This is a genomic window from Vreelandella lutescens (assembly GCF_014640815.1).
Lineage (GTDB): Bacteria > Pseudomonadota > Gammaproteobacteria > Pseudomonadales > Halomonadaceae > Vreelandella > Vreelandella lutescens.
In genome coordinates, this window is sequence record NZ_BMHM01000002.1 from 408,005 (window position 1) to 429,611 (window position 21,607).

Genomic DNA, 21,607 nt, shown 5'->3' on the forward strand with positions numbered 1-21,607 from the left:
CGTTACCCCTGTACCAGTCCGGAAAAACCGAGAAATGCCAGCGACATCAAGCTCGCGGTAATCATGGCGATAGCGGCACCGCGAAAGGGCTTGGGTACATCTGCGCTGACCAAACGTTCGCGCATGGCGGCAAATAGGACGAGCACCAGCGAGAACCCTAACGCAGCGCCCAGGCCATACAGCGTGGTGTGGAAAAAGCTTAGCTCGCGGTTGAGCGATAGCAGTGCCACGCCCAGCACGGCGCAGTTGGTGGTAATGAGCGGAAGAAAAATACCCAGCACCTGATGCAGTAATGGACTGAGCTGGCGCACCATGATTTCAGTGAACTGCACAACGGCGGCGATCACGACGATAAAACTAATGGTGCGCAGATAGGTAATATCAAAGGGGACTAACAGGCCGTGATAGACCACATAACTTGCTGCTGAGGCGAGAGTCAGCACAAACGTGGTGGCCAACGACATGCCCAGCGCGGATTCAAGCTTGTTCGAGACACCCATAAACGGGCATAGCCCAAGAAATTGGACCAGCACAAAGTTGTTGACCAGCGCAGTGCTGATCAAAATGACGAAGAGTTCATTCATAGCGGCGTATTTTGCTTAGAAATAGAAGGGCTGGCTAGAGGGGGTTTGAAGAGCACCACGCAGTGGCGTCCGCTGGCTTTGGCTAAATAAAGCGCTTGGTCAGCGGTGCCCATGACCGCGCTTGGCAACGATGTTTCGCTATCTTTCAGCATACCAATGCCCACGCTAATGGTGACGAAGGCTCTGACAGGCGATGTTGCATGGGATAGCTGAAGCCGGTCGACCGCTGCAATCAGTGCGTTGGCAAACTCAGTAGCCGCTTTTGGGGTGACGCCTGGCAGCAGCGCGCTAAACTCTTCTCCACCGGTACGGGCAATAAGAAAGTCATGCTGGTTGGCTACGTTATGCAGGGCCGTCGCCACCTGCTGTAAGCACTCATCGCCTTTTTGGTGGCCGTAGTAGTCGTTGTAGAGCTTGAAGTGATCGATATCTAGCATCATGACGGCCAACGGTTCATCTTCCTCAGTGGCTTGGCTCACGGCACAGGTTAAGCGCTGATCGAACAGGCGCCGGTTGGGAAGCTCCGTCAGCGAGTCGTGGGTCGACATTTTGAGCAGTTCTGCATTGAGCTGATGTTGGCAGGTGAGCTGCTCCATGAAGGCTCTGGAGAGAATACCGATTTCGTCCTGACGCTGGGTAAGCTCGCCATTGTCCTTCTGCAGGCTCGCTGACTGGGTAAAAGCGGTTAGCTGACGCAGCGGTTTTAACACCATGCGTTCAAGCAGTAACAACACCATGCCAATCACCAGCAGCATTAAGCCCGCTGTCCAGAGCAAGATGTAGCGAAAGGTGGTTAAGTTGGCAAGGTACTGGGCTCGATTAAGCTCAATTTCCACTGTCACCGCCTGTTCCGTGCCAAAGGCAGGAAACTGCCGAGACGCATGCACATGGTTGCCCAGAAACGTAAGCCTTGTCGGGGTTTCTGCGATGTTTTGCGTTACTTGGAGCGATATTGGCAGCCCCGTGTAGTCAGCCATTCGTTCTAGCCAGGCATTATTTAGAGCGCGTACTTTGAATAGCCAGCCATTGGGGGGGCCGCTTTCATCCGTGTGCAAAACCTGGCTGGCCGCCACCATAGCGGGCCATTGTTCGATATAGAGAGTGGTAGGATCGACCTGATTGGCGATGGCCGATTGCATGGTTTCAACCCATGGGGTCATCCAAGCGCAGTGGTCAGCCGCGGTCACACACGTTTGATAGCGGCCAGTGGCAGGATCCAAGCCAGCTAAAAAGTGAATATTGCCTTCCAGGGTAAAAAACGCCATCAGATGGTAGTTCATATCTTCAAACATCTGCTGGCTAAAGTTGACCTCCGTGTAGCGGGGGTTGCTGCCCTCAATAAATCGATAGGTATCATCCCAATGAGCCCAGTCTCTGGCTTGGGCAAGCAGGTTTTCTTGATTGAGTATCAGGCTGCGTTCAGCTCGGTCCAGCTCGCGTTGCACGGCAGTACGCTCTTCTGCTTGCAGTGCTGGGAAAATCAGCCATTTGCTGATCACACCGAGCGCTATCATTGCGACGATCAGTAATCCGCCCAATACGGCAAAGAAGCGAAAACGCAATGATAAAGAGAAGCGCTGGCCCATAAAGCAAACCCATGTTGACGTTAATGCTTAACATTAACGGGTCTAAATAGAAGTAGCTTAAAACACAAAAGGGGCAGGCTGTTCGCCTTGCCCCTCTCATCCGTGAACGGCGACGTTACGTGACCCGCTGGCCTGGTTCAGCACCTGAGTCAGGGGAGAGAAGGTAAATGCCTTCATTATTGGCCGAAGCCAGCACCATCCCTTCTGAAACACCAAAGCGCATCTTACGCGGTGCTAAGTTGGCGACCATGACCGTTAAACGACCTTCCAGCGCCTCCGGTGAGTACGCCGAGCGAATGCCAGAGAAGACGTTGCGCGTCTCGCCGCCTAGATCTAGCGTGAGCTGCAGCAGTTTGTCAGCGCCTTCGACATATTGCGCTTTAGCAATACGGGCAATGCGCAGATCTACTTTGGCAAACTCTTCAAAGCTAATTTCTGCAGCGATAGGCTCATCCGCAAGCGGGCCTTTCGGCGTGTTTTTCAGCTTTTGCTCTTCCACAAGGTCCTCTTTAGAGGATTCAATCATGGCGTCAATTTTATCGCGTTCAACACGTGTCATCAGCGGCTTAAATTTGTTGATCGAATGATTGACCAGCACATTACCACGGCTTTCCCAATCAAGAGTGTCAACATTTATAAACTCTCTCGCTTGCTCTGCCATAGCGGGGACCACCGGCGCTAAATACACCATGAGCTGGCGGAACAGGTTGATACCCACCGAGCAGATTTCCAGCACCTCTTGGTCACGGCCGTCTTGCTTTGCTAGCGCCCAGGGCTCTTTTTCCGCGATATAGGTATTGGCTTCATCTGCCAATTCCATAATTTTACGCATGGCGCGGCTAAATTCACGAGCTTCAAAGTCGGCGGCAATGTCGTCACCGGCAGCGATAAAGCGGGCAACCATCTGCGGCTCGGCGCAGTGCTCAGAGAGCGTGCCGCCGCCGAGTTTTTTGACAAAGCCCGCACAGCGGCTAGCAATGTTGACAACCTTGCCGACAAGGTCGGAATTGACGCGGGCCGCGAAATCCTCAAGGTTGAGATCCAAGTCATCTACCTTGGAGGTGAGCTTGGCGGCAAAGTAGTAACGCAGATACTCAGGATTCAGATGCTCGGCGTAGGTGGCTGCTTTAATAAAGGTGCCGCGAGATTTTGACATCTTAGCGCCATCCACGGTTAAGAAACCGTGGCAGTTCACCGCCGTGGGAGTGCGCATATCAGCACCGTGCAGCATGGCGGGCCAGAACAGGGCGTGGAAATAGACTATGTCTTTGCCAATAAAATGGTAGATCTCGGCGTTGGAGCCTTTTTGCCAGAAGCTATCGAAATCGATGCCATCGCGCTCGCAGAGGTTTTTAAAGCTCGCAAGGTAGCCAATGGGGGCATCTAGCCATACATAGAAGTATTTGCCGGGGGCATCGGGGATTTCAAACCCGAAGTAGGGCGCATCGCGGGAAATATCCCACTCGTTAAAGCCGGACTCGAACCACTCCATCAGCTTGTTGCGGATCTGTGGCTGTACGTGGCCATCGTTGATCCACTGCTGCAGGAATTCGGCAAAGTCTGGCAGCTTAAAGAAGTAGTGGGTAGAGCTGCGCACTTCAGGTGTCGCGCCGGAAATAGCAGAGACCGGATTGATCAGGTCGGCAGGCGTATAGGTTGCGCCGCACTTTTCGCAATTATCGCCGTACTGATCATCGGCGCCGCATTTCGGGCAGGTGCCTTTGATAAAGCGATCCGCTAGGAAAAGTCCTTTCTGCGGGTCGAACATCTGCTCGATATCGCGCGTGGCAATATGCCCTTTATCCCGCAGACGGGTGTAAATCAGTTCGCTGAAATAGCGGTTTTCATCTGAATGTGTGGAGTGATAATTATCAAACCCCACGCCAAAGCGAGCGAAGTCTTCCTGATGGTCTTGTGAAACTCGCTCAATCAGTGCTTCCGGAGAAATACCTTCCTGCTCGGCACGCAGCATAATCGCAGTACCGTGGGCGTCATCGGCACATACGTAGTAACACTGCTGGCCACGGCTCTTTTGGAAACGTACCCAGATATCCGTTTGAATGTATTCAAGCAGGTGGCCTAGATGAATCGCACCGTTGGCATAGGGGAGTGCGCTCGTCACCAGAATGTTGCGCGGGGCAGTATTGGACATGGCGAATGAAAATTCCGTTTAGGCAGTGCAAATAAAGACGGCGAAGGGGAAGGGCTTCGCCGGTCATGTCATGTGATGCATACACGTGATGCACAGAGGCAGAGGCTGTGCTTTCCAGGTTAGTAAAGCGCCTGCTCTTCCTGAACCACCTCACGCAGCAGCTCTAAAAACAGTTTATCTGCTTCTGAATGTTCTGCGGGGTCTTCGGGGATATGCACGCTGGTAGTATCTGAAATCTCGTTGGCAATGCGTGCCATTACGGCGGGGCTGTTGCCTTCAGTCAACTGGGTACGCGCAATGGTCAGTGACTGCTCTAAAATCTTAGGATCTTGCAGCAGCTTGCGAATAAAGCCGCGTAGCTCGTTGATAATTCGGGTTTTTTGAATTTCTGTTGCAGACATAGGGAGTCTCCTTAAGACCGCGCTTGGCGACACTGCCAAGCGAGACCAATGAATGCCTTGACCATAGCACTTTTCCGACCAGTGAGCATGCGCTGATCGCTGCTCACGTTCAGGAAAACAGGTTGGTGGTTTGTCGTTATACGCTGAGCCGACCCGCTTTGTGTTTCACCGGGTTGGCATACTGCTCTAACCAGTAAGGTTGTAGTTCGTCTGGCACGCTTGCTAGCCGCGCTTTGAACCGCTCCCTATCCTGACGAGTAATCGACTTACGAGCCACCAGCTCTGGCGATTCGCCAAGCGCTTCAAGCGCCAGATAGTGGCTTGGAAAGAGTCGATAGCCACCGATGACTTGGCGGTCAATTTCAGCGGCCACTTCGTCGGGTGTCGCCATGTCAGCACCCACAGGCGTACCAAATTTAAGCTGTACGCGGCCTTTTGAGCCGGTAATGCCCGCCACAATCGAGCGAATATCTTCAAACTCACTCTTAGCGTAGCTGCCCTGGGTCGCGATATCGTGCAGCTCCTGGGCTTTTTGAAGGTCGCAGGGGTCGTACTCGTAGCTAATAGAGACCGGCACCAGTTTAAGCTCCGCAATGGCTTCGCCAAACACCATGTCCCGCTCGGCATGACGTTTAGCCATGGTGAGCATTTTGATAATGGCAGGATCAGTACGATCAATCCCGTTTTTGGCGCGGCCTTCACGTTGGGCCATCCAAATAGAGTGGTTATCTTCTGTGATGGAGTGACGAATATAGGCTGACAGCTGCTGATAAGCGGCTAGCATGGCGCGCTTGCCACGCGCACTACGGGGTACAATAAAGCTCTTATTAAGGCGCATCAGGTCGGTGACATAGGGCTTTTTAAGCAAGTTGTCACCAATCGCGATACGCACTGTGTCTCTATCCGCTTCATACAGTGCGTAATTCACAAAAGCGGGATCCAGCGATATATCGCGGTGGTTGCCGATAAATAAGTAGGCGCTGGTGTCGTCTAGCTTATCGAGACCCGAGACCTCAAACGCATCAGTGGTCGTGCGGATCATGCGCACCATGTAGCTGGCAATGCGCATTTGGAATTCACGAACGCTGGTAACACCCTTTACTTCGCGGCGAACGGCGTGGCCTGCCAGAGCGCGAGCCACGGGCGGTGCCCACTTGGCCATGCGCGGCAGCCTGAAACGAGTAAGCGCATCAAGCAGCTCGCTATCGCGGGAGAGCCGTTCAAGAACATCGGCCACCTCATGATCCATATAGGGGCGAATATCGGCCCAGGGGTCATTCGTGGTGTCAGCGTTAGGTGCGTTGTTGTGATGAGTCATGCGATCCGTTGGATATAAGCAAAAATAATCGGGTTGCTGCGGCTTAACTACCCAGCGTTAGGTGTCTTGCTGAGCCGTCGGTTCCCGCTGAGTTTCGCCGCCAAGCCACTCCAGTAGGCGGGTAACATCGTCAGAAAGCGCCTGGGCCATCAAAATAAAGTCGGTTTCCAAACGTGCCAGCGCATCATCGCCGTCATCTGCATGGTCCGCTTCTTCAATGAGAGCATCGCCAAAGCGCAAGGATTTCAGCGCTAAATCGTCATGTAGCACAAAGCTTAGACGGCCTTCCAGGCTAATCGCCAACTTGCTGGCTTGTCGACCACTCTCTAGTAGCTGCTGAATTTCATCGCTGTCTAGGTCTACTTGCCGTGCGCGTAGTACGCCATCATCGCCTTTTGCCTTCAGCTCTACTTGGTCGCCTAGTTGAAGGTCGCTAGGGCGGCTTGCGGGGTCTCCCAGCCAAGTGGTCATGGCGCGTATCGGCAGCGTTTGGCTGCTCAGTGGCGTGGCTTTCAGGCTGCCTAACGTTTCGCGCAGTAGGTCTAATACATCTTCGGCACGGGTGCGAGAGCTAGCATTAACGCCAATCAAATGGCGCTTGGTGTCCCACCATAAGTCAATTTTTTGGCTGCGCACAAAAGCGCGGGGCATTAACGCTTCAGTGACCTGCTCTTTGAGTGCTGTCTTCTCTTTACGAGTGACTTTGCGCCCTTCGCTGGCCTCGATATCGGCGACTTTTTCGTCGACCTCTTCTTTTACCACGGAGGCGGGCAGCAAGCGCTCTTGGCGTAGGGCAGAGAGCAATCGGTGCCCTTGAATTTCATGCAAGCGCTGGTCACCGCTAAGTCGCCCAGCAGGTGCTGTCCAGCCTAAGCGGCGTGCATCCGCATTGCCTAGCGGCTTGGCCGCGTGCTCGTCCAGTGCATTGGCCAGGGTTTGGCTATCTAGCTCGGGAGCGCCGTGCAGGCGATATAAATGCAGGTGCTTAAACCACATGTCACCGTTCCTATGAAAAAGGTGGCACATTATGTCGAAACCAAGCCTTTCCTACCAGCACCTTGGTACAGCGTTATAGTGTTGCACTGGTTTAAAACTTGTGTTTGATTTGCGGGGTATTAACGATTCCTTGCCCATGTTTTATAAGTGTTGAATAAGAGGTTGCTATGTCTGAATCGATTTCCCACGTCAGTATGCGAGTTCGCGGCTATCACCTGGATGGCTATGGGCACGTTAACAATGCGCGCTACCTAGAGTTCATGGAGGAGGGGCGTTGGGCGTTTTTTGATGAGCACCCCCGATTAATTAAGCAACTGCATAGCGCTGGTCGCGCGTTTGTGGTGGTTAACTTAAATATCGATTACCGGGCGGCTGCCGTACAGGGCGACGATTTAACCGTCTTGACGGGTATCGTAGAGGTGGGTGATCGCAGCGCTATTTGCCACCATCGCATTGTACGCAAAGACGGCACATTGGTAGCTCAGGCGGACCTTACCTTTGTGCTGCTTGATATAAAGGCCAACAAAGCAGCCGCTATTGAGGGCGAAGTGCGCGACGTACTGCAGGGGCTGATCGCTCCAAAAGAGACGTTTACTGCCTAAACAGCAATGGCGATGTCACCGACTGCCCTTGATGCGTATGCGGTGGTATGATGTCACGGTATCTGCGCGTCGCCTTCGTTTACTACTAAAGGCGGCATTTTCAAGCGCTTTCAACTCTCGCAGTGCCAATGCAGTGCAAAGGATCTGACTTTCATGGGTGACATCGCCAGAGAAATCTTGCCCGTCAATATTGAAGACGAGCTTAAGCAGTCGTACCTCGACTATGCGATGAGTGTCATTATCGGTCGTGCGCTTCCTGATGTGCGTGACGGCCTTAAACCTGTTCACCGGCGTGTGCTGTTTGCCATGCATGAATTGGGTAATGACTGGAATAAACCGTACAAGAAGTCGGCGCGTGTCGTCGGCGATGTCATCGGTAAGTACCACCCGCATGGTGACAGTGCGGTGTATGACACCATCGTACGCATGGCCCAGCACTTTTCCATGCGTCATGTGCTGGTGGATGGCCAGGGTAACTTTGGTTCCATCGATGGCGATAACGCTGCCGCCATGCGTTATACCGAGGTGCGCATGTCGCGCCTGGCCCACGAGCTGTTGGCTGACCTAGAAAAAGATACGGTCGATTGGGTCGATAACTACGACGGCACCGAGCGTATTCCCGAGGTATTGCCGACAAAGGTACCAAACCTGTTAATTAACGGGTCATCGGGTATTGCTGTCGGTATGGCGACCAACATTCCGCCGCATAACATGCGTGAAGTCATCGACGGCTGTTTGGCGTTGATTGATGACTACACGTTGTCGGTGGATGACTTGATGGAGTACATCCCCGGCCCTGACTTCCCCACCGGCGCTATTATTAATGGCCGTGCGGGTATTTTGTCAGCATACCGCACCGGCCGTGGGCGCATCTATGTACGCGCCTGCCACACCATTGAGCACCATGATAAAACCGGTCGCGACCACATCATCATCACTGAACTTCCGTATCAGGTGAACAAAGCGCGGCTGATTGAAAAGATCGCCGAGCTGGTGAAAGAGAAGAAAATCGAAGGCATTGCGGAGCTGCGCGATGAGTCCGATAAAGACGGCTTGCGCGTGGTGATTGAGATTAAGCGCGGCGAGTCGGGCGAAGTAGTGGTGAATAACCTCTTTGCTCAGACGCAGCTACAAAACGTGTTCGGCATCAACATGGTGGCGCTGGAAAACGGTCAGCCCCGCACGTTGAACCTTAAAGAGATGCTAGAAGCGTTTATTCGTCACCGCCGTGAGGTGGTTACGCGTCGCACGCTGTATGAGCTTAAGAAAGCCCGTGAACGTGGCCACCTGCTTGAAGGTCTGGCGGTCGCGATTTCTAACATCGATGAAGTCATCGAGCTGATTAAGGCCTCTCCCAACGCTGCGGAAGCGCGTGAGAAACTGCTAGCGAAAGTATGGCAGCCTGGCCAAGTGACGGCGATGTTGGAGCGTGCTGGCGCGACTTCCTGCAAACCGGAAGACTTGGATGAAGGCTTTGGCCTTAACCCGTCAGCGACCGAGTATCGGCTTTCTCCCGCCCAGGCTCAGGCGATTCTAGAATTACGCCTGCATCGCCTTACCGGGCTTGAGACCGAGAAGCTGCTCGATGAGTACCTCTCGATTCTTGAGAAAATCGCTGAGTTTACTGAAATTCTGGCCTCCGCTGACCGCTTGATGGAAGTCATCCGTGAAGAGCTGCACGCGGTGCGTGACCAGTTCGGCAATGATCGCCGCACGGAAATTCAAGCAAGCCACCTGGATCTGTCTATTGAAGATCTGATCGCGGAAGAGGATATGGTGGTGACCGTCTCCCGTACTGGGTATGCAAAGACCCAGCCGCTGTCCGATTATCAGGCCCAGCGTCGTGGCGGCCGTGGTAAGTCTGCCACCGCGATGAAAGATGAGGATGTGATTGAGCACCTGCTCGTGGCATCTACCCATGACACCGTGCTGCTGTTCTCTAACCGCGGCAAGGTGTACTGGCTGAAAGTGTACGAAATGCCCAATGCCAGCCGTGGTTCCCGTGGCAAGCCGCTGGTGAACATGCTGCCGTTGGAAGAGGGTGAATCGGTGAATGCCATTCTCCCAGTGCGGGATTATGACCCCGAGCACTACATTTTCTTCGCCACCGCCAATGGTACGGTCAAGCGTACCAGCCTTGAGCAGTTCTCTCGTCCGCGTAGCGTTGGCCTCATCGCGATTGACTTGGAAGAGGGTGACCGCTTGGTGGGTGCTGCCATTACGTCTGGCTCCGACCACGCTATGCTGCTTTCCTCTAACGGCAAAGCCATCCGCTTTGAAGAGGGTAATGTGCGTGCGATGGGTCGTACTGCTCGCGGTGTACGCGGTATGCGCTTGGCAGGCGATGCGGAAGTGATCAGTTTGATTATTCCGAAGAGCCAACAGATTGATGCCGAAGCCGATACCGACGCTGAGGTAGATGCCCAGGCAGAGGCGGTAACACAGGCCCAGGGTGACGGACAGATTTACATCCTGACGGCCAGCGAGAATGGTTACGGCAAGCGTACCCGGTTAGAAGAATTCCCGCTGCGCGGACGCGGTGGTCAGGGCGTTATTGCCATGCAGACCAGTGAGCGTAACGGTTCGCTCGTGGCGGCTATGCAGGTTTATGACAGTGATGAAATGATGCTGATCACTGACCGCGGTACGTTGGTGCGTACGCGTGTTGAAGAAGTGTCAACCACCTCGCGTAATACGCAGGGGGTGATGCTGATCCGCTTAGGTAAAGAAGAGAAACTGGTGAAAACCGTTCGCGTGGATGAGCCTGAAGAGTCGGATGTTGTAGAGGCGGGCGAGCCAGGCGATGCAGACAATGGCGCACAGGAACCGGGAACCGATGACACGTCATTATAATTTTTGCGCAGGGCCAGCGGCCCTGCCAAGTGCAGTGCTTGAGCGTGCTCGTAGTGAGCTGCTTGATTATCAAGGTCACGGTTTATCCGTGATGGAGATGAGTCACCGCAGCGATGAGTTTGTCGCAATTGCAGAGCGCGCTGAGGCGGATCTGCGTGAGCTGCTGGCGATTCCAGACAACTATAAAGCGCTCTTCTTGCAGGGCGGGGCCAGCATGCAGTTCTCGATGCTGCCGATGAATTTGTTGGGCCAGGGCGGTAGCGCTAACTTCATCCAGACCGGTATCTGGGGCAAAAAAGCACTGAGCGAAGCGAAGCGGTTGGGCTTTTCCTGCCACTTGGCTGCCAACAGCGAATCGAACGGCCACACGGCCGTACCCGATGAGGTGACACTGTCGATCAGTGATGATGCCGCTTACCTGCACTACACATCGAATGAGACAATTGGTGGGCTAGAGTTTAATTACACCCCCCAAGTGACTCGTTCTGATGGCGCGGCGGTCCCGCTGGTGTGCGATATGTCATCGAACATTCTCTCTGGCCCAGTGGATGTCAGCGAGTTTGGCATTATCTATGCGGGTGCGCAGAAAAATATTGGCCCGGCGGGACTCACCATCGTGCTGGTGCGTGATGACCTTCTCGGTAAAGCACCCAGCACGATTCCATCACTGTTTGATTATCAGATGTTGGCGGAAGCGGGCTCTATGGTGAACACCCCGCCGACATACGCTTGGTACCTATCAGGTTTAGTGTTCCAGTGGCTTAAAAATGACATTGGTGGTCTAGAAGCCATGGATGCCATGAATCAGCGGAAAGCGCAAAAGCTTTACGCTGCCATTGATGCCAGCAGCTTCTACAGCAATCCGATTGCGATTCCCAACCGCTCGCGTATGAACGTACCGTTTGTGCTGGCGGATGACCGACTGGATAACGCATTTTTACAAGAAGCCGATGAAGCGGGCCTGCTGAACCTTAAGGGTCATCGCAGTGTGGGTGGCATGCGCGCGAGTTTGTACAACGCCGTGCCCGAAGAGGCGGTAGATGCCTTAATCGCCTTTATGGCGGATTTTGAACAACGAAGAGGCTAACCATCATGTCCGATACGCCAATCAATTTAGACGACTTGCGTCAACGTATCGACCAGTTGGATGGCGATATTCTGCGCATGATTAGCGAACGTGCCAGCTGCGCTCAGCAGGTGGCACATGTGAAACTCGCCCAAGACAAAGACGCCGTGTTTTACCGCCCCGAGCGGGAAGCGCAGGTGCTGCGCCGCATTATGGCGCTGAACAAAGGGCCGCTGGATTCCGAAGAGATGGCTCGGCTATTTCGCGAAATCATGTCGGCTTGCCTTGCGCTGGAGCAGCCGGTAAAGGTGGCTTATCTAGGCCCCGAAGGCACGTTTACTCAGCAAGCAGCGCTGAAGCACTTTGGTGAAAGCGCCGTGAGCTTGCCGATGGCGGCCATTGATGAAGTCTTCCGCGAGGTAGAAGCGGGCGCGGTCAACTATGGCGTCGTCCCTGTAGAGAACTCTACAGAAGGGGTGGTGAACCACACTCTTGATACCTTCATGGACTCTTCCATCAAGATTTGTGGCGAAGTAGTGCTACGCATTCATCACCACCTCTTGATTAGTGAAACAACGCGTAAAGACAAAGTCTCACGTATTTATTCGCATCCTCAGTCGTTTGGTCAGTGCCGTAAATGGCTGGATGCGCATTATCCGCACGCCGAACGTGTGCCGGTCTCTTCCAATGCTGAAGCGGCTAAATTGGTGAAAACCGAATGGCACAGCGCGGCGATTGCAGGCGACATGGCCGCCAAACTCTACGGTTTAGAGCGTATTGCCGACAAAATTGAAGACCGCCCCGATAACTCGACGCGCTTTTTAATTATTGGCAATCAAGATGTGCCGATGTCGGGCGAGGATAAGACCTCTATTGTGGTGGCTATGCGTAACCAGCCAGGTGCGCTGCACGACCTGTTGGAGCCATTCCATCGCCACAAGATCGACTTAACGCGCATTGAGACGCGACCTTCGCGTACAGGCGTATGGAATTACGTCTTCTTTATTGATTTCAAGGGCCATCGTGATGAGCCTGGCGTTGCGGCAGTGCTTGAAGAAGTGCGTCTGCGCGCTTCTGAGTTGCGCGTGTTGGGCTCTTACCCTCAGGGCGTGCTGTGACGGTGTTGGTGCCAACGGTTCAGCGTGTGGCGTGTCAAGAACCGCGAATTTTAATCGTCGGGCTAGGCTTAATTGGAGGCTCGCTAGCAGCGGCGCTGCGTGCCTCTGGTTTCTCCGGGGAAATTATTGCCTGCGACCCTAATAAAGACGAGATTGCTCTGGGTGTTGAGCTGGGGCTGGTTAACGCTGGCGGCACGCAGTTAGAGGCGCTGCTTGACGGCGTGTCAATGGTGGTCCTGGCAGTGCCCGTACTGGCAATGGAAAGCGTGATGACCACGCTTTCCCAGGCGCTTCCTAGCGCGACGGATGATGTGGTGATCACCGATGTGGGCAGTACAAAGGCCACCATTCGTGATTGTGCTGAGCGAGTCTTTGGTCGCGTGTTGCCTAATATCGTCTTAGGGCATCCCATTGCGGGGTCAGAGAAAAGCGGCGTTGCAGCGGCCAACCCTGCGCTTTATGTCAATCACAAAGTGATTCTGACGCCAGAGCCTAACGTCGATGTGGACGCGCTGTCACGTGTAGAAAAGCTTTGGCAAGCCTGTGGTGCGGAAGTCTTGCAAATGAGCGTTGAGCGCCACGATCAGGTGCTGGCGCGTACCAGTCATTTGCCGCATCTATTGGCGTTCTCTCTCGTTGACACGCTGGCGCGTCAGGATGAGCGGTTGGATATTTTTCGCTACGCCGCAGGCGGATTTCGAGATTTTACCCGCATTGCAGGCAGCGACCCGGTCATGTGGCGGGATATTTTTATCGCCAACCGAGACGCAGTTCTATCGTCGCTGGACGACTTTGAAGCCGGATTAAAGCGTCTTCGTCACGCCGTTGAAAGTGGCGATAGCGATGCACTGATCGCAACGTTTGATCGTGCCAGCCATGCGCGGCACTATTTTGATACGTTATTGAATAAAACCAGTTATCAGGCGGAATATCATATGCAACCACACGGTAAAGTGACTTATCGCGTGCAGCCGGGCGGCCAAGCGCAAGGCCGCCTTCGCGTGCCGGGCGATAAATCCATGTCTCACCGCTCTATTATGTTGGGTGCCCTGGCAGAAGGTGTCACCGAGGTAAAAGGCTTCTTGGAAGGTGAAGATAGCCTAGCAACCCTACAGGCCTTCCGCGAAATGGGCGTAGCGATTGAGGGGCCCCATCAAGGGCGGGTCACTATCCATGGTGTGGGCATGCATGGCCTAAAAGCACCGGCTGGGCCGCTGTACGTGGGTAACTCGGGTACAGCCATGCGACTGTTTGCAGGGCTTCTGGCAGGGCAATCGTTTGATAGCGAGCTGACAGGCGATGAGTCTCTGACCAAACGGCCGATGGGTCGTGTGGCGGACCCGCTGCGCCTGATGGGGGCAACGATTGATACCGCTGAAGGCGGTCGGCCTCCGCTCAAGATTCACGGCGGTGCGTCGCTAAAGGGTATTCACTACGACATGCCGATGGCTAGCGCACAGGTAAAATCATGCCTGCTGCTTGCTGGACTTTACGCCGAAGGTGAAACTCGTGTGCGCGAGCCTGCGCCGACTCGCGATCATACCGAACGCATGCTCAATGGCTTTGGCTACGCTGTCTCCCGGGATGGCGATACTTGTTGGCTACAAGGGGGCGGTCAGTTAACCGCTGGCCCGATTGATGTGCCTTCCGATATCTCTTCAGCCACGTTCTTTTTAGTGGCGGCTGCCATTACACCCGGTTCAGATATCACGTTAGAACATGTAGGCATTAATCCCACCCGTATTGGCGTTATCAATATTTTGACGTTGATGGGCGCTGATTTAACGCTTGAGAACGAACGTCAAGTGGGCGGCGAGCCGGTGGCGGATATTCGTATTCGTTATGCGCCGTTAAAAGGGATCGATATCCCGGTCGATCAAGTTCCTTTAGCGATTGATGAGTTCCCTGCGCTGTTTATCGCTGCCGCTAACGCCCAAGGCACTACACGCCTTCGCGGTGCGGAAGAGCTACGTGTAAAAGAGTCTGATCGTATTCAAGCAATGGCCGATGGCTTGGCCATTTTGGGCGTTGAGCACACAGTGGTAGAAGACGGTATTGATATCGTCGGTAACGGCGATGATAGCGCAGCGAGCTATGGCGGTGGCCGTATTGACAGCTTGGGTGACCATCGCATTGCGATGGCCTTTGCTATTGCATCGCTACGCGCAGGTGCAGAAATCGTCATTGATGACTGCGCTAACGTGGCGACATCGTTCCCGGATTTCGTGGCGCTGGCGCAGCGCATCGGAATGAGTGTGAGCGTGGAGGGTGCTAATGACCGCTAAGGTACCTGTGCTGACAATCGATGGCCCCGGTGGTGCGGGTAAAGGCACGATTAGCAGCCTTGTGGCCGAGCGTTTAGGTTGGCACTTGTTAGATAGTGGGGCGCTGTACCGGCTAACGGCGCAGGCCGCTGTTAAACATGGTGTGGCGCTAGATGATGAGCCCGCGCTGGCCACGATTGCGGCTGAGCTGGACGTTGCTTTCCCGGTGGAAGAGGGGCAGCCGCGCACCCTGCTAGAAGGTGAAGAGGTCGGGCAGACTATCCGTACAGAACAGGCAGGGGAGCGCGCCTCTCAGGTGGCTGCGCTTCCTCTGGTGCGCGCTGCATTACTGCAGCGTCAGCGAGATTTTTGTCAAACTCCAGGGCTGGTGGCAGATGGTCGTGATATGGGCACCGTGGTCTTTCCCGATGCACCGTTGAAGATTTTTCTGACTGCCAGTGCTGAAGAACGGGCTCGTAGACGGCATCTACAGTTGCAGGAAGCAGGGGTGGGTGCTAGTCTGTCGAGTCTTTTAAAGGAGATTCAGGCACGCGATGCACGCGATACGCAGCGCAGTGTGGCTCCTCTCAAGCCGGCAGATGATGCCATTACGCTTGATACCACGCGCCTGAGCATACCGGAAGTGGTTGATCAACTGACCGAACTGCTTGCCCAACGAGGCTTGTCTAACGGCATTTGATTCTCCCTTGCGGCGTTTTTGGAAAGGTGTCACGACGTGGCAGGGCGACAGCACCATCTCAGTGAGCCCGGTCAGGTCTAACCAGCGCTAACGCCTCCAAAAGCAGAATGACATTAGGCCCGTACTTGCTGGTGGTGCGGAGAAGGCATTTATGCCTCAACAACGTTGATCACGTAGGAAAACCATGAGCGAAAGCTTTGCTGAACTGTTTGAACAGTCTCTTAACGACATCAACATGGAGCCAGGCGCTATTGTCGCGGCTCAGGTTGTCGACATTGACGGTGACTGGGTTACCGTTAACGCTGGTCTGAAATCTGAAGGTCAGATCCCGGCGTCACAATTCCGCGATGAAAATGGTCAGCTGACCATCGCAATCGGTGACGACGTTCACGTTGCACTTGAAGCTGTTGAAGATGGCTTCGGTGAGACTCGTCTGTCCCGTGAAAAAGCCAAGCGCGCAGAAGCTTGGAAGATTCTGGAAGCAGCCTTCGAGAAAGACGAAATCGTCAAGGGCGTGATCAACGGTAAAGTCAAAGGCGGCTTCACTGTCGACGTCGACTCTATCCGTGCCTTCTTGCCGGGCTCTCTGGTTGACGTTCGCCCGGTTCGCGATACTGCGCACCTGGAAAACAAAGAGCTAGACTTTAAAGTTATCAAGCTTGATCCGAAGCGTAACAACGTTGTTGTTTCGCGTCGTGCCGTCCTTGAAGCAGAAAACAGTGCCGAGCGCGAAGCGCTGCTGGCGACTCTGCAAGAAGGTCAGCAAATCAAGGGTATCGTTAAGAACCTGACTGATTACGGTGCTTTCGTTGATCTGGGCGGCGTTGATGGCCTGCTGCACATCACCGATATGGCGTGGAAGCGCATCAAGCATCCGTCTGAAATCGTTGCTGTTGGCGACGAGATCAACGTCAAAGTGCTGAAGTTTGACCGTGAGCGCAATCGCGTATCTCTGGGTCTGAAGCAGCTGGGCGAAGATCCGTGGGTCAACATCAAAGAGCGTTACCCGGAAGGCATGAAAGTGCACGCTGTGGTCACTAACCTGACCGATTACGGCTGCTTTGCTGAGCTGGAAGAAGGCGTTGAAGGTCTGGTTCACGTTTCTGAAATGGACTGGACTAACAAGAACATTCATCCGTCTAAAGTTGTTCAAGTGGGCGACGATGTTGACGTGATGGTTCTTGATATCGACGAAGAGCGTCGTCGTATTTCTCTGGGTATCAAGCAGTGTACTGCTAACCCGTGGGAAACCTTCAACGCTGAGTACAACAAGGGCGACCGCGTTTCCGGTACCATCAAGTCAATCACTGACTTCGGTATCTTCATCGGCCTTGAAGGCGGTATCGACGGTTTGGTTCACCTGTCCGACATCTCTTGGACAGAGACTGGCGAAGAAGCCGTTCGCAACTTCAAGAAAGGCGACGAGGCAGAAGCAGTTATCCTGTCTATCGACCCAGAGCGCGAGCGTATCTCTCTAGGTATCAAGCAAATGGATTCCGATCCGGTTGCTGAATACCTGTCAGTGAATGACAAAGGCAGCATCGTTACTGGTCGCGTTGTAGAAGTTGACGCTAAAGAAGCTCACATTGAGCTGGCCACCGACGTTATTGCTATCCTGAAAGCCTCTGAAATCAGTGCTGACCGCGTTGAAGACGCGCGCAATGTACTGAACGAAGGCGACAGCGTTGAAGCGCGTATTGTTAGCGTCGATCGTAAGAGCCGTCAGATCAGTCTGTCGGTGAAAGCGAAAGAGCAAGACGATACTCGTCAAAACCTGAAGAAACTGCGTGAGCAAGAGCCGGAAGCAGCAGGTGGTCCGACCACTATCGGTGACTTGATCAAGCAGCAGATGGGCCAAGACTAAGTTATTAGTCTCTCGCCTACAAAAACGCCGCCCAATAGGGCGGCGTTTTTTTTTGCAAAAATTTACAACTCCTCTTTTTAGTTTCTTAATCAGAAGTAAAGCCCTTGAAAGGTTATCCGAAGAGTTGCTTTAACAGTTGTGGGTTTTGGGAAATTGTTTAGTAAATGGATCAAAATCAACTAGACTGTTGTCAATTAGCATAATAAAGGCAATAATGTCACCGCATCCTGAACTAGTCGGTGTTGAGTTGCCCAGCTGAATGCCATTGAAGTTACATCTAAGCTAAAAAAAGGACCTCCTATGTCTCTATTAAATGATTACATTCAGAAAGAACAGCAGCTTAAGCAGCTGCAAGAAGAGCTTCAGCGTTTAGAAGGCGACCAGCGTCTAAAGAGTGAGCTGGAATTTAAGGCTAAGCTAGAAGCGTTGATGAATGAGTTTGGCAAGCGTCCTGCAGATGTTATTGCGCTACTGGACCCGACAGCAGACCAGCGCAGCAACGCTAAAGCTCCCGCCGCTTCTACACGCCGTAAGCGCCGTTTAAAGATTTATAAGAACCCGCACACAGGCGAAGTCATTGAAACCCGTGGTGGCAACCACAAAGGCCTGCGCAGCTGGAAAGATGAGCACGGTGATGAAGCCGTCGAGTCCTGGCTCGTACGCATGGAAGACTAAGAAATTTGAACCGGCATTTCTCCAAAGAAATGCCGGTTTTGTTTTAAGGCTTGGTGGTGAAGCCAAGTAGCAGCGTTGTAGTGGGCGTCTCAGCCATCATTATCGTAGGTAGAATCAGTACGCGTCAGACAAAACCTTTTCAGTGCGTGTTTGTCTCAGCAGTGGAACGCGTAGCTCTAAGTGATCTGAATGCCATAATACACGCGGTGATTCGCCACTAATGTGAAATGAGTGTTCTTGGGGAATGACGGTCAGTAGTGTGGAAGTGAGTGCATCTGATAGCTGATCAAAATGCTCAAAGCAGGTTTTGGCAAAATGTTGGGAGGGGGAGTCTACGCGTCGGTAGGCAACAGGTAATGCTAAGTTCTCTAATGTTGTGCTTGGTTCTAAATAAAGCCCAATGTCAGTTCTTAACTTATTTTGCAAAGCGCTGGTATCCAATGCCTCCACTTTATCAGCCAGCAAGTCAGGCAAGGCTATCGTTGGGGTGGCTTGTCCAAGTTGGGCCTCAAAGCAGCTGAGATGATTAGCGTGATGCTTTTTGCTGCCTAGTCCTGAAATGGCCTCCGGTGCCTCGTAAACCCGCATAAAAACGGCCTGACGTGGGCGGCTCTTCTCAATAGTAATGGTAAACTGTTGCTCTGGTGCGGTTAAGTGGCGCATGCCGCTGATGGCCTGGCGATAGTGCCGTGGTGTTAACTGATAGCGTCGCTGAAAGGCACGCGAAAAAGATGAGTGATTGAGATATCCGCAGCGAATAGCAATTTGCGCTATATTCTGTGAAGTGAGCGATAGAAGGACAGCGGCTCGCTCCAGTCGGCGCTGTTCTCGGTAGCCGCTAGGGGATGTATTAAAGCATTGGCGAAACTGACGCCGCACCTGTGACGCTGAATACCCCAAGTGATTCGCTAGATCCTCAATACTCAGTGCTTGATCTAGCGTGTCCTGTAGCCAGATCTCAGCTCGCGACATTGCATTGAACATTATCTGGCCTCCTATGCGTGAGTCATACAGGTCAATGGCTTGCCTGTAGGGCACCCTCCCGGTGCTTGATGGTGCTGGTAGCTAACAGCACTATGCACCGTTACCAGTGCGAGGTGTCGTTTCGCTGTTAGCCTTGGTACGTGATGGAGACGTCTGTCTACTTTCATCATTTATCGGTAAATCAATGTTACCGATTGGTGATGCCATCGTGGTGTTGTCTTTATGCTGCTAAGCGGAGGCAAAGGCAAGTTTGCTACGAGTGTTTACGCGTTTGTGCACAGTTTTCTAAGAAAAAGGCCTGTTTTGCAGGCGTATCGACCATATCTTGTAAGGTGTAAATGAAACATCAATGAAATATCAAAAGGTTCAAAAACAACTGGATGAGCGTGAAAAGCTGCGTAAGTTTCGTGAGCTGGATGACGCCTTTGCGCAAGCATTGCGTCAGTTGGAAGACCCTAATAGCGACTTTGATATTCCAACGGGGCCTCCCGTGCGCTCTTTGGCCGATTTAGAAGCCGATGACCAAGTGGCTGCGGAGAAGGTCCAGGCGCAACGCTTTGCAGAGCGTTTAAAAGCGCTGCTGAATGAGTACGATCAGTCAGAGCGAGACGTTAGCGAACTGATCAGCACGCTTTTGGCATATGGATTGTGGGAGCATGAGCAGATCCCGGCACCACACGTCGATGCACTAGCGGTAGCGATACACTCGTAAGCTGGGTAAAAACGCCTCGCTCTCCAGTTTTTCATCTCGCCGTTTAGCGCGTGTGCGCTGCGCTGGAGGTATCAGTGGCGGCGCTTTAATGTGCGGTAAACGCTCTTCATGTGCGGGCACAATCAGTGGCATGGCAATATTTAGTGCACGCCGTGTGTGTCCGTCGTCAAGTGGTTCAGTAAAAAACAGGTTGGCACGCATGAGCGGCGCTTGATTCTGAACTTGGGCCAACGGTTCGCTGCTCGGAATTCCGGCAAGCTTGCTTAGTTGTATGCGAATATGCGGCGCATCCGTATCCAGCTGCATGAGTTTATGCTCGGCCTCTTTAACGGTAATCCGTTTGATAGAGCGGCCACTGCTGTACCACGCAAAGCGCACTCTAGCCACCGGTGCTTCTGCTATCGGTAGCTGCCGCCAGCACTGTTTCAAGTGCAGCCTAGCAAGGCCGCTTTGGCGCAGTACATGTTCTACTTCGGGGTGACGATGCGGAAGGCGCTGTTTAGCGTCGCTCAGTGCCTGTGGGTCACTCTGTTTAATGCGTTGGAGCAACTCACTTATTGCATGCTTCGCGGTATTCACTTCCTTGAAAGCGGTCATCAGCGGCTCGTCAGCAGCAATTAACGCGATGTAGTTACGCGTCTCGCGGCCATCCTGATGCTGTTGATGCCACATATCCAACAGCGCTGCTCGCAGCCACGTTGGTTCGTTAACGCCATCAAAGCGCCATGTGCTCGGCAGGGTGGCTTCATAAAGCGTTGCCGCCTGCTCAATGCTGGCCATCAGTTGGTCAAAGCGTTCATCCAGCTCATGGAGTAGCCGGTATAGCGGGCGTGAAGTGTCAGGCATTAGCGATGGGTCATCTTAAGAGAGCGGGGCGTCTTTGTCTGCTTGGGCCAGCAGCGTTTCAATATCTGCTTCGTCCATGGCAGATTCGCCGGAAATACGATGTGACTCTTCCGCCCATGCGCCTAAGTCGAGCAATTGGCAGCGCTTGCTGCAAAATGGCCGATAAGCGCTTTCGGGGCCCCAGGGCACCCGTTTGCCGCACTGAGGGCAATCCACTTCAAGCGGGGCGTCGTTAGCGGGAATAGGCATGGCGTGTTTCCTTTACGTTCGGGTGATGCTGGTTCGGTAACGCTGATCTAGCGCGCTGACTTGTTGCCGGGTGTCGTCAATGCCATGACTATTATCAATGACATCATCTGCGCGCGCGAGGCGTTCGTCTCGAGATAGCTGGGCGGCGAGGATAGCACGCACTTGTGTTTCACTCACATGATCGCGTGCTAGCGTGCGTGCTAGCTGCTCATCTTCGGGAATGTCCACGACCAAGGTGCGCTGAACAAGACGGTCTTGACCGGATTCAAAGAGCAGCGGAGAGACCAGCAGCACATAGGGGGATAGGGCGCTTAGCTGTGCCAAGTGGGCAAGCAGGCGCTCGCGTATTCGTGGGTGGGTGACTGATTCAAGCCATACGCGTTGGCTAGGGTCTTCAAATATAATCTGGCGCAAGGCTGCCCGGTTTAAGCAGCCGTCGCTGTCAATCACTTGACTTCCAAACCGTTCGGCGATGGCCGCCAGAGCGGGCTCGCCAGGGGCAACCACCTCGCGTGCCACATCGTCGGCATCCACCCAGCCAATGCCCAGCTCACCAAACGCGCGGGCGACAGTGGATTTTCCCGAGCCGATACCGCCAGTCACTCCAATAATCATCCGATTCCTTACACAATCATGC

19 protein-coding genes and 1 pseudogene are annotated in these 21,607 nt (G+C 53.5%); 9 read left to right on the forward strand and 11 right to left on the reverse strand.

The window, feature by feature from the left end; all coding sequences use genetic code 11:
- Window positions 1-2: 2 nt before the first annotated feature.
- From rsxA to IEW65_RS06200, 6 genes are all read right to left on the reverse strand, one after another.
- Entirely contained in the window at window positions 3-584 is a 582-nt protein-coding gene (rsxA, locus tag IEW65_RS06175; RefSeq protein ID WP_188638610.1) for an electron transport complex subunit RsxA, read from the reverse strand.
- On the reverse strand, window positions 581-2,170 hold the full coding sequence (locus IEW65_RS06180) for a sensor domain-containing diguanylate cyclase (protein ID WP_188638611.1): 1,590 nt from the start codon (window positions 2,168-2,170) through the stop codon (window positions 581-583). The genes rsxA and IEW65_RS06180 overlap by 4 nt, the downstream gene beginning before the upstream one ends.
- 115 nt (window positions 2,171-2,285) lie before the next feature.
- Window positions 2,286-4,322 carry a methionine--tRNA ligase gene (gene metG / locus IEW65_RS06185; RefSeq protein ID WP_188638612.1) on the reverse strand — a complete coding sequence of 679 codons (2,037 nt, stop codon included), beginning with the start codon at window positions 4,320-4,322 and terminating at the stop codon, window positions 2,286-2,288.
- A 119-nt stretch (window positions 4,323-4,441) separates the two neighbouring features.
- Complete coding sequence (locus tag IEW65_RS06190) at window positions 4,442-4,723, reverse strand: hypothetical protein (protein ID WP_188638613.1); 282 nt, start codon at window positions 4,721-4,723, stop codon at window positions 4,442-4,444.
- A gap of 136 nt (window positions 4,724-4,859) precedes the next feature.
- Window positions 4,860-6,041 carry a 1-acyl-sn-glycerol-3-phosphate acyltransferase gene (locus tag IEW65_RS06195; protein WP_188638614.1) on the reverse strand — a complete coding sequence of 394 codons (1,182 nt, stop codon included), beginning with the start codon at window positions 6,039-6,041 and terminating at the stop codon, window positions 4,860-4,862.
- A 57-nt stretch (window positions 6,042-6,098) separates the two neighbouring features.
- A complete protein-coding gene (locus tag IEW65_RS06200) occupies window positions 6,099-7,037 on the reverse strand; it encodes a recombination-associated protein RdgC (RefSeq protein ID WP_188638615.1) in 939 nt (312 codons plus the stop codon).
- Window positions 7,038-7,204: 167 nt separating this feature from the next.
- On the opposite strand from IEW65_RS06200, the gene IEW65_RS06205 reads away from it, so the two are divergent.
- From IEW65_RS06205 to IEW65_RS06240, 8 genes are all read left to right on the forward strand, one after another.
- Window positions 7,205-7,639, forward strand: coding sequence for an acyl-CoA thioesterase (locus tag IEW65_RS06205; protein ID WP_188638616.1), 435 nt, complete (start codon window positions 7,205-7,207; stop codon window positions 7,637-7,639).
- Between the two features lie 153 nt (window positions 7,640-7,792).
- Complete coding sequence (gene gyrA / locus IEW65_RS06210) at window positions 7,793-10,492, forward strand: DNA gyrase subunit A (protein WP_188638617.1); 2,700 nt, start codon at window positions 7,793-7,795, stop codon at window positions 10,490-10,492.
- Window positions 10,476-11,579 carry a 3-phosphoserine/phosphohydroxythreonine transaminase gene (gene serC, locus IEW65_RS06215; protein ID WP_188638618.1) on the forward strand — a complete coding sequence of 368 codons (1,104 nt, stop codon included), beginning with the start codon at window positions 10,476-10,478 and terminating at the stop codon, window positions 11,577-11,579. The genes gyrA and serC overlap by 17 nt, the downstream gene beginning before the upstream one ends.
- Before the next feature lie 5 nt (window positions 11,580-11,584).
- The gene (gene pheA, locus IEW65_RS06220) at window positions 11,585-12,676 is read left to right on the forward strand and encodes a prephenate dehydratase (protein ID WP_188638619.1); all 1,092 of its coding nucleotides are present in this window, start codon (window positions 11,585-11,587) and stop codon (window positions 12,674-12,676) included.
- Window positions 12,677-12,702: 26 nt separating this feature from the next.
- On the forward strand, window positions 12,703-14,961 hold the full coding sequence (locus tag IEW65_RS06225) for a bifunctional prephenate dehydrogenase/3-phosphoshikimate 1-carboxyvinyltransferase (RefSeq protein ID WP_229755488.1): 2,259 nt from the start codon (window positions 12,703-12,705) through the stop codon (window positions 14,959-14,961).
- The gene (gene cmk / locus IEW65_RS06230; RefSeq protein ID WP_188638621.1) at window positions 14,951-15,640 is read left to right on the forward strand and encodes a (d)CMP kinase; all 690 of its coding nucleotides are present in this window, start codon (window positions 14,951-14,953) and stop codon (window positions 15,638-15,640) included. The genes IEW65_RS06225 and cmk overlap by 11 nt, the downstream gene beginning before the upstream one ends.
- A gap of 184 nt (window positions 15,641-15,824) precedes the next feature.
- Window positions 15,825-17,504 carry a 30S ribosomal protein S1 gene (rpsA, locus tag IEW65_RS06235; protein WP_188638622.1) on the forward strand — a complete coding sequence of 560 codons (1,680 nt, stop codon included), beginning with the start codon at window positions 15,825-15,827 and terminating at the stop codon, window positions 17,502-17,504.
- A 300-nt stretch (window positions 17,505-17,804) separates the two neighbouring features.
- The gene (locus IEW65_RS06240) at window positions 17,805-18,179 is read left to right on the forward strand and encodes a histone-like nucleoid-structuring protein, MvaT/MvaU family (protein ID WP_188638623.1); all 375 of its coding nucleotides are present in this window, start codon (window positions 17,805-17,807) and stop codon (window positions 18,177-18,179) included.
- A gap of 114 nt (window positions 18,180-18,293) precedes the next feature.
- Here the strand turns inward: IEW65_RS06240 and IEW65_RS17100 are convergent, their stop codons facing one another.
- Both IEW65_RS17100 and IEW65_RS17105 read right to left on the reverse strand, forming a co-directional pair.
- Window positions 18,294-18,842: a hypothetical protein gene (locus tag IEW65_RS17100; protein ID WP_229755502.1), complete on the reverse strand. Its 549-nt coding sequence runs from the start codon at window positions 18,840-18,842 to the stop codon at window positions 18,294-18,296.
- 24 nt (window positions 18,843-18,866) lie between these two features.
- Window positions 18,867-19,163: pseudogene (locus IEW65_RS17105) on the reverse strand (helix-turn-helix transcriptional regulator); the annotation flags it as partial.
- Window positions 19,164-19,512: 349 nt separating this feature from the next.
- Here IEW65_RS17105 and IEW65_RS06250 point away from each other — a divergent pair.
- Window positions 19,513-19,875 carry a hypothetical protein gene (locus IEW65_RS06250; protein ID WP_188638625.1) on the forward strand — a complete coding sequence of 121 codons (363 nt, stop codon included), beginning with the start codon at window positions 19,513-19,515 and terminating at the stop codon, window positions 19,873-19,875.
- On the opposite strand, the gene IEW65_RS06255 is transcribed toward IEW65_RS06250, so the two are convergent.
- Genes IEW65_RS06255 through coaE form a run of 3 tightly spaced genes read right to left on the reverse strand, consistent with a single transcriptional unit; the run spans window position 19,852 to window position 21,585 of the window.
- Window positions 19,852-20,721: a DNA replication terminus site-binding protein gene (locus tag IEW65_RS06255; protein WP_188638626.1), complete on the reverse strand. Its 870-nt coding sequence runs from the start codon at window positions 20,719-20,721 to the stop codon at window positions 19,852-19,854. The genes IEW65_RS06250 and IEW65_RS06255 overlap by 24 nt on opposite strands.
- Before the next feature lie 15 nt (window positions 20,722-20,736).
- Window positions 20,737-20,970, reverse strand: a complete 234-nt coding sequence (gene yacG / locus IEW65_RS06260) for a DNA gyrase inhibitor YacG (protein WP_188638627.1) — start codon at window positions 20,968-20,970, stop codon at window positions 20,737-20,739.
- Window positions 20,971-20,982: 12 nt separating this feature from the next.
- The gene (gene coaE, locus IEW65_RS06265) at window positions 20,983-21,585 is read right to left on the reverse strand and encodes a dephospho-CoA kinase (protein WP_188638628.1); all 603 of its coding nucleotides are present in this window, start codon (window positions 21,583-21,585) and stop codon (window positions 20,983-20,985) included.
- Window positions 21,586-21,607 lie beyond the last annotated feature (22 nt).

Excerpts from the sequence above, each read along its gene's own strand:
- IEW65_RS06240 (WP_188638623.1), top strand. The coding sequence starts at position 17,805 with ATGTCTCTATTAAATGATTACATTCAGAAAGAACAGCAGCTTAAGCAG.
- IEW65_RS06255 (WP_188638626.1), bottom strand. The coding sequence starts at position 20,721 with ATGCCTGACACTTCACGCCCGCTATACCGGCTACTCCATGAGCTGGAT.
- IEW65_RS17100 (WP_229755502.1), bottom strand. The coding sequence starts at position 18,842 with ATGCGCCACTTAACCGCACCAGAGCAACAGTTTACCATTACTATTGAG.
- IEW65_RS06180 (WP_188638611.1), bottom strand. The coding sequence starts at position 2,170 with ATGGGCCAGCGCTTCTCTTTATCATTGCGTTTTCGCTTCTTTGCCGTA.
- rpsA (WP_188638622.1), top strand. The coding sequence starts at position 15,825 with ATGAGCGAAAGCTTTGCTGAACTGTTTGAACAGTCTCTTAACGACATC.
- serC (WP_188638618.1), top strand. The coding sequence starts at position 10,476 with ATGACACGTCATTATAATTTTTGCGCAGGGCCAGCGGCCCTGCCAAGT.
- cmk (WP_188638621.1), top strand. The coding sequence starts at position 14,951 with ATGACCGCTAAGGTACCTGTGCTGACAATCGATGGCCCCGGTGGTGCG.
- IEW65_RS06200 (WP_188638615.1), bottom strand. The coding sequence starts at position 7,037 with ATGTGGTTTAAGCACCTGCATTTATATCGCCTGCACGGCGCTCCCGAG.
- IEW65_RS06190 (WP_188638613.1), bottom strand. The coding sequence starts at position 4,723 with ATGTCTGCAACAGAAATTCAAAAAACCCGAATTATCAACGAGCTACGC.
- coaE (WP_188638628.1), bottom strand. The coding sequence starts at position 21,585 with ATGATTATTGGAGTGACTGGCGGTATCGGCTCGGGAAAATCCACTGTC.
- rsxA (WP_188638610.1), bottom strand. The coding sequence starts at position 584 with ATGAATGAACTCTTCGTCATTTTGATCAGCACTGCGCTGGTCAACAAC.
- IEW65_RS06195 (WP_188638614.1), bottom strand. The coding sequence starts at position 6,041 with ATGACTCATCACAACAACGCACCTAACGCTGACACCACGAATGACCCC.
- pheA (WP_188638619.1), top strand. The coding sequence starts at position 11,585 with ATGTCCGATACGCCAATCAATTTAGACGACTTGCGTCAACGTATCGAC.
- IEW65_RS06250 (WP_188638625.1), top strand. The coding sequence starts at position 19,513 with ATGAAATATCAAAAGGTTCAAAAACAACTGGATGAGCGTGAAAAGCTG.
- IEW65_RS06205 (WP_188638616.1), top strand. The coding sequence starts at position 7,205 with ATGTCTGAATCGATTTCCCACGTCAGTATGCGAGTTCGCGGCTATCAC.
- gyrA (WP_188638617.1), top strand. The coding sequence starts at position 7,793 with ATGGGTGACATCGCCAGAGAAATCTTGCCCGTCAATATTGAAGACGAG.
- yacG (WP_188638627.1), bottom strand. The coding sequence starts at position 20,970 with ATGCCTATTCCCGCTAACGACGCCCCGCTTGAAGTGGATTGCCCTCAG.
- metG (WP_188638612.1), bottom strand. The coding sequence starts at position 4,322 with ATGTCCAATACTGCCCCGCGCAACATTCTGGTGACGAGCGCACTCCCC.